Source organism: Deltaproteobacteria bacterium (genome assembly GCA_016208165.1).
Taxonomy (GTDB): Bacteria; Desulfobacterota; Desulfarculia; order JACQYL01; family JACQYL01; genus JACQYL01.
In genome coordinates this window covers 947-13,792 of the sequence record JACQYL010000119.1, presented here as the reverse complement: position 1 = coordinate 13,792, position 12,846 = coordinate 947, and the positions used below count along the sequence as shown (strand labels likewise).

General features: G+C 54.5%; 11 protein-coding genes. 3 read left to right on the top strand and 8 right to left on the bottom strand.

Annotation, left to right across the window (positions count from 1 at the left end; genetic code table 11):
* Positions 1-54 precede the first annotated feature (54 nt).
* From HY788_21210 to HY788_21185, 6 genes are all read right to left on the bottom strand, one after another.
* Entirely contained in the window at positions 55-849 is a 795-nt protein-coding gene (locus HY788_21210; GenBank protein MBI4776663.1) for a 4Fe-4S dicluster domain-containing protein, read from the bottom strand.
* A 17-nt stretch (positions 850-866) separates the two neighbouring features.
* Positions 867-3,275: a molybdopterin-dependent oxidoreductase gene (locus HY788_21205; GenBank protein ID MBI4776662.1), complete on the bottom strand. Its 2,409-nt coding sequence runs from the start codon at positions 3,273-3,275 to the stop codon at positions 867-869.
* A gap of 16 nt (positions 3,276-3,291) precedes the next feature.
* Positions 3,292-3,879 carry a cytochrome c3 family protein gene (locus HY788_21200; GenBank protein MBI4776661.1) on the bottom strand — a complete coding sequence of 196 codons (588 nt, stop codon included), beginning with the start codon at positions 3,877-3,879 and terminating at the stop codon, positions 3,292-3,294.
* A gap of 725 nt (positions 3,880-4,604) precedes the next feature.
* Entirely contained in the window at positions 4,605-6,815 is a 2,211-nt protein-coding gene (locus HY788_21195) for a DUF1156 domain-containing protein (GenBank protein MBI4776660.1), read from the bottom strand.
* Entirely contained in the window at positions 6,812-7,021 is a 210-nt protein-coding gene (locus HY788_21190; GenBank protein ID MBI4776659.1) for a helix-turn-helix domain-containing protein, read from the bottom strand. The genes HY788_21195 and HY788_21190 overlap by 4 nt, the downstream gene beginning before the upstream one ends.
* Before the next feature lie 168 nt (positions 7,022-7,189).
* Positions 7,190-8,164 carry a GlxA family transcriptional regulator gene (locus HY788_21185; GenBank protein MBI4776658.1) on the bottom strand — a complete coding sequence of 325 codons (975 nt, stop codon included), beginning with the start codon at positions 8,162-8,164 and terminating at the stop codon, positions 7,190-7,192.
* A gap of 170 nt (positions 8,165-8,334) precedes the next feature.
* On the opposite strand from HY788_21185, the gene HY788_21180 reads away from it, so the two are divergent.
* From HY788_21180 to HY788_21170, 3 genes are all read left to right on the top strand, one after another.
* Entirely contained in the window at positions 8,335-8,610 is a 276-nt protein-coding gene (locus HY788_21180) for a hypothetical protein (protein MBI4776657.1), read from the top strand.
* A 241-nt stretch (positions 8,611-8,851) separates the two neighbouring features.
* Entirely contained in the window at positions 8,852-9,106 is a 255-nt protein-coding gene (locus HY788_21175; protein MBI4776656.1) for a hypothetical protein, read from the top strand.
* Positions 9,103-9,318: a DUF2283 domain-containing protein gene (locus HY788_21170; GenBank protein MBI4776655.1), complete on the top strand. Its 216-nt coding sequence runs from the start codon at positions 9,103-9,105 to the stop codon at positions 9,316-9,318. Before HY788_21175 ends, HY788_21170 begins: the two co-directional genes overlap by 4 nt.
* Before the next feature lie 387 nt (positions 9,319-9,705).
* Here HY788_21170 and HY788_21165 read toward each other — a convergent pair whose 3' ends face one another.
* Both HY788_21165 and HY788_21160 read right to left on the bottom strand, forming a co-directional pair.
* Entirely contained in the window at positions 9,706-10,113 is a 408-nt protein-coding gene (locus HY788_21165) for a hypothetical protein (GenBank protein ID MBI4776654.1), read from the bottom strand.
* A 227-nt stretch (positions 10,114-10,340) separates the two neighbouring features.
* Positions 10,341-12,846: MMPL family transporter (locus HY788_21160; GenBank protein ID MBI4776653.1), on the bottom strand; the 2,506-nt coding region annotated here is incomplete at its 5' end.

The window sequence follows — 12,846 nt, the reverse complement described above, 5'->3', positions numbered from 1 at the left end:
AAAGCGTTCCTCTCTAATATATTACGCGGTCACCCTAAAAACGATTCGATCCGGTTAAGAGTGAGCTTTCGCCTTTTCCTTTTCTTTTCCCTTTTCTTTGTCGATCCAATTGTCCGACATGCCTCGTATCCACTCGTGCGTGGTCGTATAGTAAACTTTGGGCTGAGTCCCCAATCTTTCCAGGAGGCGGAAAGCTCGAGGGCTTTGTTTAAGTTCGTACACTCTGTGCTTGCTGTTGTTCAAGTCCCCGAAGACAATAGCCCGGGTAGGACACGCTTCGACACAAGCGGGTTGATAATCCATCTCGGCAACTTCGCGGGAGCCGTTCATTGCCGCCTTATTTTTGGCCGCCATCAAACGATGGTGGCAAAAGGTGCATTGCTCCACGCATCCGCGCATTCTCGGCGATACGTCCGGGTTGAGGCAGGCTTCAGTCCCTTCGGGCCATACTGCATCGAACCAGTTGAAGTAACGGACATGGTACGGACAGGCGGCCACGCAATACCGGCATCCGATGCATCGGGTATAGATTTGGCTGACAATGCCGGTATCAGGATCGTAATCCGTAGCCGTGGCCGGACACACTGAGACGCACGGCGTATGGGAATCGCACTGCATGCACGGGCGCGGAAGGTAACCTATTTCCGTTTCCGGGTAAGGTTTCTTGTTGTCGAATTTGTACAGCCGCAACCAGGTGATGCTCTTCAGCTTATTGGTCTCATCTTCGAGAATGGTATTGTTGTTTTCAGCCACGCAGGCCGTCACGCAGGCTCCGCATCCGATGCACTTATCCAGATCGATCACCATGCCATACTTGACACCTTCGCCGATTCCGTGACGTTTTTCCATTACTTACCTCGTCTGCCTCATACTTTGGTTAATTTGACCCGAGTGCCCCACCACAAAGGCATGCCGCTCAGGGCATCGGAGGCTACGGTGGTCATGTCCCTGGTATTGGCGCCTTTATCGCGTATATACCCGTCGAAACCCGTATGGCCGAAACCTTCCGCCATGGACACGGTTCCCGGCCGGACTCCGTTGAACAGATGCACGCGCACCTCGGCGCTCCCCTTGAGCGACTCGATCATAACCGGGTCTCCCTCGTACAGATGCTGGTTATGAGCGTCTTCGGGATTGATGTGAATGACCAGGGTGTTCCCCTTAAGCAGGGTATCCGGCCAGATCTTGGTCATGTATGGGGAAGAGGGAACCTCTCCTTCGAATACATAGGCCAGTTCTTCGGGCGCCATGAGCAACGGGTATCTTTGCGGGTCTCCTTCGACCTCCGCGGGTTCGAAGTGCGCCATGCAAACAGCCTCGCCCTGGACCGATACGTTCAGGCGTTTGGGATCAAGACCGGCCTGTCGAAGACCCTCGGAGATCCCGTTGCAGTAGAACTCGAATTTCCCGCTCGGCGTGTTAAAACCCGTGGCCGTCTTACCGATCCTCTGACTTGGGTCGTACCAGCATCCGTTTTCCGTGAGGCTTGACCATAGGTCTCCAGCGCTGGAGAATCCTCTGGGCTGCTGTTCGGCAAGGCTGCCCGGAACGGAGACGACCCCCTGCTGGCTGGCCGCAATTCCCGCCACGCGGAATTTGAGCAGATCTTCGTACGATTTCCATGGAAAGGAGGTAGCGATCGATCCGCCCAATGCCTTTGTCGTTTCCAGGATCACGTCCGCTGTCGGCCTGGTGTCGAACAGGGGGGGCAGAACGGGGGCACCCAACACGTAGGTCGGGAAAGGTACACCGGCCGGAGTGGTGCCGTCTTCCCACCGCTCGAGAAAAGAGTGGTTGGGCATCACGAGGTTGGCGTTTTTGGTGGTTTCGTCCCAGAACGAAGAAAAGCTGACCACAAACGGCACCTTGGACCGGGCCCGATTAAATTCCTTGCTACTCGGTGCGTTATGCGCGGGATTGGATTTGTACACGACGAGCATTTCCACAGGTGACTTCGGGGCCTCCGCCACAACGTCAGCGAACTGATGGAGCAGGCTCGATGAAAACGGATATCGGGACCCGGCGCCGTCAATGCGGGCGTTCCGGAGACCTTTTTCCGCCACGGAGTCCAGAGCCGGCTCCGGCCAGGACGTGAGTGGAGGACTCATGACCGGCCCCACGCCTCCGGATCGGTTCACGGCGCCCACCAGCGCATTCAGAGAGTGTACGGCCATGAATTCGTACAATCCTCCGGGCATCGTGCCTTTGCCCCGACCGGGTAAGGCCAGGGGACTCTTGGCCTTAGCGAATCGCCGGGCCAGGTCCTGGATCTTTTCCGGCGAAACGCCGGTAACTTGAGTCACCTTATCCGGACCGTACTCCTCGAGGACCAGGTCGCGGAAACCGGAGAAGGACATGGCTTGGGAGTCCACGCCGCTTCCAAGTCCAAAAGCGCGCCCCGTCAGGGCGCCCAGATTGCCCAAGTTCTCTTTCAAAATCACGTGAGCCAGCCCCAGGGCGAAAGCTCCCTCGGCGCCGGGGGCAATGGCGACCCACTGGTCCGCTTTGCTGGAGGTCGTCGATGCGTTGGCCGCCACCTGGATGAGCGTCGTCTTGCCTCGATTTCCTTCCTGTCGCCAATCCTTATACGCCAGCAAGGTCCGTTGGGAGCCCCATCCTTCGAGAAGGCCGCACCCGAAGCTGATGATGAAGTCCGCGTTCTCCAGGTCGTAGCCCATGGTGCCGCCGGCGCCGTACATCAGTTTCAAGATCTGCGCTTCGGTATCCGAGGCGTTCGGCATACTCATGTAATTGGGGGATCCGTAGCAGGCCATGAAACGCCCGAGCAAGTCCTTCATGGTGCCGGGTCCGGAACCATCGACCAGCGCCACTTTTTCCGGCGTTCCCTGGTCCCTGATCTCTTTCAGCTTGCCGATAAACAGACCCGTGGCTTCTTCCCAGGAGATGGCGTGAAAGGCGCCGTCTCTGAATACCATGGGAGATTTGACACGAACGGCCTGATTGTAATGATACTGAACTCCGGAAAGGTCGATGCACGACATTCCGCCTTGGTTGATGGGGTTGTCCGGCACGCCGGACAACGTGACGGCGCGCTTTTGGTCGATCAGCCGGACCGAGACACCGATCCCATCGCCCCTGAACGGGCTTATAGTGTTCTTGAACGAATTTGCCCCGTTCGGAGGATTCGGAACCCATGGCCAGTTCTGCGTCCATATGGCAATGTCGTCCGTGAGCTTCCAGGGAATCGGGGACAACATCGTCCCAACGACACCTCCGACCAGAAATTTTACAAACCCTCTTCGATCCAACTTCATAGAATCTACCCCTCGATCACTTGTGGCAGACGAAGCAGGCGTTGTTGGCGCCGTGCTTCTCGTGGCAATCCCCGCAGTCCGACATCTTCATCCGGTCCCACACATCCTTGGAATATCCGGTGATGCGATTCTGAAAGTACGGCAGGGGCGCCTTTTGATTGGTGACATCCGGATGGCACGAAGTACACTCGAGTTCAGCCATTTTGACGTGAGCGGCATGGGAGAAATAGACACACACGGGCTGCCGGGAGTAGATCAGCCACGGGACTTGTTCATCATTCTCCGCCATTTCCAACGCTTTTTCGTGAAATTCCCTTTCAGCTTCCGATTCGCCTATCAACTCCTCATGACATTCCATGCACTTGGAGAGGGGGGGAATTCCCTGATAGGAACCGTCATCGCGAAAAGCATGGCAATCAGTACACTCATTGCCGGCGGCTCCCTGCGGTCCGTGGGTCGCGTGGCTGAACTCGAAGGGCTGGGTTTTGGTGGAATAAAGAGCTTTTGGAAACAGGAACCAGCCGACAAAAAGCATCAACACCAATCCAGCAACGAAGAACAGCCATCCTGTTCCGCGGTTTGTAACGAGTCGTTGCTTCGCCATACATGTCCCTCGTGAAAGATGAGATTGAACAACGAAAAATGGTCCGCGAGGGATTTCAAGCCGGACCGCCCATATGAGAATCGAATCAAGTGAATGAATTAACGTTAGGGGCGATTCTTGTCAAGAAAAAAACCGGGTTGCGGGCGTGTTTTGTGTATTCGTTCACAAATGCGCACCGTCTTTTTCGGCCGAGTCGGAGGCCCTTAGCGCGCCCTCTGGACGGCATGCGACCAGAGGGCGCGGGGTTCCCCCGGCGAACGCGACGAGCGGTCCGGCGGTCAGGCTCGCCGGAGGGGGAGACGAATGGCTATGAGATGTCAAGCGATCGATTTTGTTCGAAATTCCATCAGACGCGTATGTTCAACAAGCCGATCGAGGGTCTTGACGGTGAAAACCTTGCCCCGTGTCGCAAGAATCATTTTCTTCATGTCTTCACGCCTGACCCCGAAACCACGGCCACCGATGCACGCTATGACCTCATATTTTGGTTTGTCCTTAGGGCGTCCCGCTAGGCTCAGTTCGCCGAGATGCTGAATTCGAGTCACCTTGTCCCGTGCTGTACCGTCGTCCTCTGTAATCTTCGCCTCGCTTCGTAACCGCGCTCGGAAACGGGGTATTCGACGAATCCGGCCCCTTTTGGCATGACCAGGAACTCTGATTCGAGGCAGGAAAATACGGCATCGACATAGCTTTCCGGATCTTTCAGTACTTCTTCGAACGCTGCTTCAAAAGGAAACGTCGGCATATTCAATTCCGTATTTCTCGGTGGATTCGCGCACTGCGAACAGAGGTTCATGGCGACGACAAGAATTTGACTCGCAGAGATGTTTTTCGACTTCAACCCATCCGCCGAAATCCCGGAGCCAGTCGGAGACCGCCGCAATCTTCTCGGATGTGGCGGCTGTCTCGTCCCAAGCTCCCCGTAGGTTCCATACCGCCAGTCGGACAAGATGACCGTACGCAATACAGCGCGTGTCCCCTATTGATGGCTTCACATTGCCTTTTTGAAGGTCAGCCAAATCTCCGTGGACGAGGGAGGCAACCCCTTCCGCTGAACGGGGTAAAGTCTTTCTTGAAACGATCCCAGTCGTTCGGCATACAAATACGGTGTCGATAATAGAAGAACCCGTGCCGTTGATGTGGATGGAAGCACCCATTTCCGCAGGACATGGCAACGAAGCCGAACAAGTCAAACCCGCGTCAAGAATCGCGATGGCTACAGGCAGGTAGGCTTGGATCGTGCTGTGGTGATATGTGAAGGCCAACGGCGCTCCTGGTTTTAACGCTTTTGCCATCCGCTGGAAAACAGAAGAAAGTCCTTCCGTGAAGTGCTGCAAATCCCTTCCCATATCTATGTTGCCGGTCAACTCCTGTCGGCTTCTCGTTGATGCGTTCCCAAATGCTTCAACCTTTTCACCGATCAATCGTCGCAACCAGACATAACAAAAGTCCATCAATTCAGCATACTGGACATTCCCGAAGTAAGGAGGGTCGGTAAACACCGCATCGAGCGAAGATTCCGGCAAGTCGCCGGCGGCAGAATCTCCGCAATGAATTTCCACTACCCTGTGTTTCCCCGTGGTCCCACCGTTGAGACGATCGCCGATCCATTCGCCCCTGATCGGCATTATTTCTTTTCGTTGGCCCCCGTGTCTCACTTCAAACGGAGCGTCGCAGTAGGCCTTCGCCTTGCGAAATTTATCTATAATGTTCTTCCATCCGCCGCTTCCCACGCAAACGCTCTTGTTCGCGTCCAGAATCCCCAAGAAATTGGATTCGCATTGAATAAGCCCCACCGGAAATCCGTGCACGGAGAAGATGTCGAGTGACTTAAGCGCCATAGTGTCATAGCGGCAAAGCATGTTCTGGTAACGAAGAAGATCGGACAGGTTCGTCGCTAGGGCGTTTCGAACACGTTCGTTCGAAGTTCTTGATATGATCCGGGCTGACAGTTCGAGCCCCAGAAGTTGCCGGGCGTTGAACATTTCCCGATACCGCCTATATCCCCATCGGTGGAGGCGATTCGTCTCGTCACCCGAGGGGATCTCATCGTCGGGGACGAACCGTGATCTCGTGTTAGCCCATCTCGCCTCGGCTTCCGCTAACCGGCTAAGGTCCTGTTCGTCAGGCGCCTTGAAGAATCGTCCGGCATGGCCGCTTTTACAGGAAGGGCAATAATATTCCATTGCAAAAAGACGGTGTCTTGGAGGCCCGAAATCCGCGTTGGGGAAGCTATTTCCTGCTCCGCAATGAGAACATCTGCAACGGTTCCTGCTTGCTGGCCCGTTCAGCAAAAGTGGAATGCCGCAATAACCGCATTTGCCTGGATTGTTTCTTTCTCCGGTTTCCGTCAATTGGCCACAGGAAGAACACACGAAAACGTTTCTCGGATGCCTTGCATCCGAGGAAAGCAGATAGCCTGGGAAAAGGTCGATATCCTTTCCACAGTCTTGGCATACAGTCGTTTTCACCCACAGGAAATATTTTACGTGAGAATCCTCGTTACCGCAGATGACGCATTTCGTTCGATACAAGCGGCCGATATCCTTTTCGAGTTCGCCGCGCAGGAAGTCGGCCGCTCTATCATAAGCGGCCAGATTAAGGTGCTCGATTTCCTGCTTCACGATCCAGTAGGACATCGGATTGATATCGAAACCGACTACGTCGCAGCCGACGCGGTTCGCTTCCAAGAGAGGCGTGCCGCCCCCCATAAATGGGTCCGCGACCCTGACGTTCGGAAAGTCATTTGGCCTGTAAAAGGCATCCCGCAATGGGCTATCAGAAAACTCGGACAGCAAAAGGCCCCGAAACAGCGTGCCCGGCCTACGGGCAAACCATTTATGAACCGCGATGATGGGCCGGTAGTTCTGCTGAATCTGTGTTTCCCGCAGGGCAAGGTCGGCGATAAACGATATGTCGAAGTTTTTCTCGATCATCGTGCAACGCCCTCCTGCTTCTGACCGGCGCTGAAAGGCCGCTGGCTTTTCATCCACTGGTCGATTTCCTCCCGGTCAAAGCGCCATTGATTGCCGACCTTGGAAGCGGGAATTTCCCCTTCCTGCGCCATGCGATACAGCTTTGTCCGGCCCATCTTCAGGTACTCGGCCAGTTCGTCCATGGTCAACCACTTACCTTGATCCATCGGGAACCTCTCATCTCTTCTTCGCTACCAAACGATAAAGAGCGATAACATTCGGCACGGGGTGTGTCAAATCAAAAAGTCCGGTCGCCCGGACGGATAAAGCGGGCCGGACAGGCTGATGGCCTATGCCGGGTTACGCGCGCTGCGTTCGCTAACCCGGCCTACATGCTACGCCCTCTGGAATTTCTTCCTGTATTCCGTCGGCAGCAAGCCCGTTCGTTTCAAAAAGACTTTACGAAAGGAGCTGCTGTCTTCGTAACCCACCCGGTAAGTGATTTCATCAAACGAAAGGTCTCCGTTTTCCAGCAGTCGTTTGGAAGCCTCCACCCGGATACGCTGCTGATAGGTCAATGGGGTGTCACCGGTGGCCGTTTTAAATCTTCTTTCCAGCGTGCGCCGGCTCATACGGTGATCAAACGCCAGGCCGTCATAATCAAAGTTTTGGTCGAAGTTGTTTTCGATCCACTCCTGTACCGCCAGAATCTGTTGGTCCTTATGATCTTTTTGAAACCGGAAAATCGCATAAGGCGCCTGGGACGTACGCCCGATATCGTGAATGATGGACTTCGAGGATTTTAAGGCCGTTTCATGACCACAGTACTTTTCCACCAGATAAAGAGAAAGATCCAACCCGGCGTAAAAACCGCCCGAGCAGAACAGATCCCCCTCGTCTGTAATCAGACGCTCGGGCTTGAGTTCGATCCTTGGATAGCGTTCTTGGAACTGCTTCGCGTAAGCCCAATGGGTTGTGGCGGTTTTCCCGTCCAGCAATCCGGTTTCAGCCAGCACGAAGGCGCCGTTGCAGATGGTGCCGATATGAGAACCCAAGCGATAACGATCTCTTAACCAATCGATGACCTCGCTTTGAACTCGGAGGGTTTTTTCGATATCCAAAATCGAAGAAACCAATATCAGGTCGGTATCCTGTACGTCATGGATGGATCCATGGGGAAGCATCCGAACTCCGTTCAGGCATTTAAAGGGCTTTCCCGTACTGGTCACGATCTTGACGTCAAAGTACGGCGTCAGCTCTTGCCCGTTGAAATGGTTCCACATCACTCCCGCCTGATAAAAAATGTCCATGGGGCCGGTAATCGTTGAAGCCATGGCGTTGTGCATGGCCAGGATGGTCACTTTTTTCATTTCGGCGCTCCGTTTGGCGTAATCCAACTTTTATATGGCATATATGCCACTTCAGAAACAAAAAATCAAGAGATATCATGAGCGCCAAATGGACGGAGCACGAAATCCCGGATGAGCCGATCGCTCAACGGGAAAAGGTAAGGACTTAATCTACAGGGAGGATATCAAAAATGACCGGAAGCCATGAAAACATATTAGCGGAATACAGGGATGCGGATCTTAATCGACGCCTGCATATGTATTTACAACTTCCGGATTTAAGATCCGATTTTTTTGTAATAGACCAAGATGTTCCGAATGTGGATTCGTCGAAAACGGTGTGTAGCAAAACCAAATGCCGCGAAGGCATTGGAAGAACCGTCGTAGGGTTATTTTCCGGTTTTCTGAAAAAAGCGGTTGACTGGATTTTACCTGAAGGATTCAATGTGAAAAAGGCAAGATCGTAGCCGGCGTGCACAGAGCAGTAGGTGCGTATTGCGACAGGCCGCTGTAAGGCCAACCGCGCCCACCGTCGCTGCGCGAATCGCCCCGGCTTCTTTGTGCCTTTGCATTTCCGGGATAATATGAAATACTCATTCTGTTGGTCTTCAATGTTAGAGCGGTTCCCGACCGGGTTATGCAAGAAATGTGGCTCGTTCTTGAGAGCGACCTCTATGTTGCGGGTAAGACAAAAGGCCTATCGCAGACATGGTGACGGGTGCGAACAAATACAGATATACCGAATACTTCGTCAAAGAAGTCTTGAGAAAACGACCCTACCTGAAAGAAGAATGGTGCATTCGCATCATAGAACATCCGATCAAGGTCGAACGTCAGGAGCAGAACCGGTTCCGGTTCTGGGGTGCGGTTCCCGAACTGGCAGGACGGATACTACGAGTGATTACGCTCAGCGACAGGAAAACGATACATAACGCTTTTCCCGACAGGGGGTTTAAAGTATGAAGCTGAACTATTATCCGGAGACGGACTCTCTCTATATCGATCTTTCGGAGAAGGTAAGTGTGGAAAGTCGTGAAGTCTCCGAGGGGGTCGTCCTGGACTATGATGCAGAAGGCCGGCTGGTAGGGATCGATATTGACAACGCGAGTACCAAGGTGCAGTTAAAAGAGTTGAGCCTTCAGAGACTGCCGGCGGACATAAAGGCCGTAGCCTGACGGAAGCACTTCGGCACTCAGCGACCTGCCAGGTTTCGGACACAACCATGGTGATCAGCGGGGCATGATGACGGCGCTGGGATACATGAGAGCGCGAATGACGTAGGGGCGTATTGCAATGCGCTACTGGTGTGCATGATCATAGTCCAATTCATCTATATTTTCAGAACTGTCGATAGACTCGTAAAAACTCGAAGGCGGTTGTTTTCCGTCATTCCGGCGAAAGCCGAAATCCAGCAATTTCAAATAGTTCTGGATACAGAATCAAGTCCGGCACGACAACCTGGGACTTTTTGCGAGGTCATCGATAGTTATATTGTTTAAGGTTTCAAAGAAAACACGCATTCAGCTCCGGGTCCTCCCCCGCGGGATGGTAACCTGTGCGTGCTATTTCCAGCCCATGGGCTCATAGCCCTTTTCCCTCAGGCATTTCTCCATGAAACTCTTGTAGAGGGGATCCGGTTCCGAAGATCTGAATAGGCCGCGCAGGAGACCGGCCGTTGCCCCAGTCGCCGCACCAACCGCCGCACCTCTTCCCGCGGAGCCGACGACGGCCCCTCCCACAGCTCCGACGGCCGCACCGAAACCGCCGCCGACCGCCGTATCCTTCGCCACGCCACTCGCTTGGTTCGAGTTCACATATTCTTGGGCGCGTAAGGAGCAGTCCTCGATGTCCGTTTCCGCCTGAGAACCGCCGACCTTTTGGTAATACGCATTGGGATACAGAACCGGCTTCTGTGTCGCGCAGCCCAAAAACGCCAGCAGCGCGACCATGCAAAGCGCTTTTCTAACCATCGTCGCCTCCCGTTTTATCCGTTCTGCTTGCGTACGGCGCGCATCGCGCACCAGTGGACCGAACCGTTCGCATGATTCCGCGCTTTCCGGCGGAGCTCTCTTCAGCCGCTTTAGAACGCGAACATTCGCTGTAGGATGGATATAATCTCTATCTGGGATTCCGAATCAATCACACCCAGCTTCTTTATAAGCCTTGTAATTACAAGGATTCAAAAGTCAAGAAGCATTCATCGGCCGTCTGCTTCCAGGGCGCTCACGGCATGAGCCAGCAACTCTCCGCCGGTCTCTCCGGCGCCCGGGTTCAGACCGGCCACTCCTGTTTGTATCGTGATCCGAAGCGTCTCCGTCTGAAAGTCGGGTCCCTGCAGAATGCGTCGCAACCGGTCGGAGATCGGCAGGGCGTCCGGCAAGGAGGTCTGGGGAAGGAGGAGGGCCAAGGTGCGGGCGTCTATCCGGGCCAATGTGTCACAGTCCCTTACCTCCTTGGAGAGACTTCTACCAAGCAGTTTGAGCAATTGGTCCTTGGCGTGTTCCTTGGGATGGTGGTCCGTGGATTGAAACTCGATTCCCAGGAGGCACAGGGAGAGATCCGTACCGTAGCGACGCGCCCGGTAGGTTTCGATCTCCAGAATCTTGAGAAAATCGTCTCGATCGTAAAAGCCCGTGAGACCGTCCACGTGGCTGGTTTGGGAAAGGCACTCGGTGGTCTGCTGCAACCGGTCGCAGAGGAAGGACATCAGGTTATAAAACAGCTTATGGGCCGCCGGCGGGTAGAGCCACTGGAGCCTTTTGAGCATCTTCCAGTTGATCTGGAGCAACTCGGAGGGTTCGGTGACGATCACCGTGGCGGATCGTGGCGCGGAGCGCAGCAAGCCCATTTCTCCAACCAAATCGCCGGGCGCGATATGCGAGATCAGTTTCTGGATTCCGTGGGTTTTGGAGGGATCTTCTCCTATCGGGTGGTCCACTACGTCCATGCCTCCCGATACGACCGCGTACATGGAATCGCTTGCATCTCCTTTCCGGAACAGGACTTCGCCCGCCTCGGATTTCCTGAGCGCACCCGCCATGAGGATGTAATGGAGCTGGGTCCGGGTCAAGCCCCGGAACAGCGGAATTCCCAGCTCCGGCGCTTTCCCCAATTTCAATCTGAGCAGATCCCAGATGGTGACCAACTCGACGTGCTGCATCAGGGATGGAAGTATCATCAGATCGCCCACCAGAGCCGAAATCATGGTGATGACCATCAGTACGCCGAAAACGGCCGTTGGATTGAAACTCGAGAACGCCAAGACGGAAAAGCCCAGGCTGATCGTGAGGCTGGTGAACACGATCGGCCTGCCCACATGTCTGAGCGTTGCGGCGAGAGCGTTCGTATCGTCCAGATCCTTTTTGAACTCGATATTGTAGCGGACCAGATAGTGAATGGTATCGTCCACGGCCAGGCCGATGGCAATGCCGGCAATGAGGCTGGTGACCATGGACAGCTCGATACCGAACCATCCCATGATTCCGAAGTTGATGACGATGGGAAACAGGTTGGGCACAATGGCGATGAGCCCCACTTTGCTCGACAGAAAAAGCAGGAACATGATTCCAAAGACAAGGACTACCGTGAGAGAAAGGCTTTTAACTTGCCCGGTGGTGATCAGGTGGCTGCTGGCGGAAAGAACGATTCCGAATCCCGTCACGTCCCATCGGATGTCCTTCGAAAAATCACTGTGCGCGTAGGCCAGGATCATGTCTCGCGTCCGCAGGAAACCGCGGGAGCTCGAAATGTGGGTTAACAACAGGATGTTCGTTGCGGAGAAGTTCGGATTCATGAACCGGGTCAGCATTTCTTCTCCGAGGATGATTTTGTAGTTGTTGATCAACATCCTGATCTGATAGGCCTGCGTGGGCAGGGCGTAGTATTCCGGATTGAACCGGTTCAGCACGTAGTTGACCAGCTTTAGGTAGTCGGCGAAGGATATGGTTTTGTCCACTTCCGGCAGAGTTTCAACGTACTTCTGAAAACGGGCGATGTCGGCCACGTGTTCGGGGTCCTCGAAATAGTCGTCCGTGGAGCCGCTCATGAACACGTTTATGGGAAAGCTCCCGGACATGTCCCGGTAAATGTCGTGAAAGTGACGGCTCACCGGGGTATTCTCCTTGAAGTACCCTATGGGGTTGGTCTGGATCTGTAAGCGGAAGACGCCGATGCCGCAGACGAGTGCGACGATCCCCAGAACCGGCAACACGACGCGCTGGTGCTTGAGATTGAGGCGGATGACCAACTCTATGAAAGCGGCGGAGAGCCGACCGCGTGCGGAATCCTGTTTCTTTTTCGTCGGCGTGGGAGCGAGCACCAGGACCGACGGAAAGAAAGTGAGCAGGATAATCAGGAGACTGAAGATTCCGAAGCAGGAGAAAATGGCGAATTCACGGATGGCGACGATACGGTTGACCAGAAGGGACCCAATACCTATGGCGGTGGTCAGAACCGCCAAAGCCGTAGGCAGTGTGAGCCTGGAGAAGGTCTCGAAGACGGCTTCCCGTCGGGACGGACATCGCTCCACCCGATCGACGTAATCGGACATCAGGTGAAGGCAATAGGCCGTGCCCACGGCGATGAGGAACACCGGAACGATCATGGTGAGCATGGACATGGCCGTCCCGGTCCAGGCCATGAGGCCGAGCGTCCATAACAGCGTGAGGAGCACGGAGGCCAACGGGAGGAGTAGGCATAAAAGG

Coding starts and splice junctions, on each gene's coding strand:
- HY788_21210 (MBI4776663.1), bottom strand. CDS start 849: ATGGAAAAACGTCACGGAATCGGCGAAGGTGTCAAGTATGGCATGGTG.
- HY788_21205 (MBI4776662.1), bottom strand. CDS start 3,275: ATGAAGTTGGATCGAAGAGGGTTTGTAAAATTTCTGGTCGGAGGTGTC.
- HY788_21200 (MBI4776661.1), bottom strand. CDS start 3,879: ATGGCGAAGCAACGACTCGTTACAAACCGCGGAACAGGATGGCTGTTC.
- HY788_21195 (MBI4776660.1), bottom strand. CDS start 6,815: ATGATCGAGAAAAACTTCGACATATCGTTTATCGCCGACCTTGCCCTG.
- HY788_21190 (MBI4776659.1), bottom strand. CDS start 7,021: ATGGATCAAGGTAAGTGGTTGACCATGGACGAACTGGCCGAGTACCTG.
- HY788_21185 (MBI4776658.1), bottom strand. CDS start 8,164: ATGAAAAAAGTGACCATCCTGGCCATGCACAACGCCATGGCTTCAACG.
- HY788_21180 (MBI4776657.1), top strand. CDS start 8,335: ATGACCGGAAGCCATGAAAACATATTAGCGGAATACAGGGATGCGGAT.
- HY788_21175 (MBI4776656.1), top strand. CDS start 8,852: ATGGTGACGGGTGCGAACAAATACAGATATACCGAATACTTCGTCAAA.
- HY788_21170 (MBI4776655.1), top strand. CDS start 9,103: ATGAAGCTGAACTATTATCCGGAGACGGACTCTCTCTATATCGATCTT.
- HY788_21165 (MBI4776654.1), bottom strand. CDS start 10,113: ATGGTTAGAAAAGCGCTTTGCATGGTCGCGCTGCTGGCGTTTTTGGGC.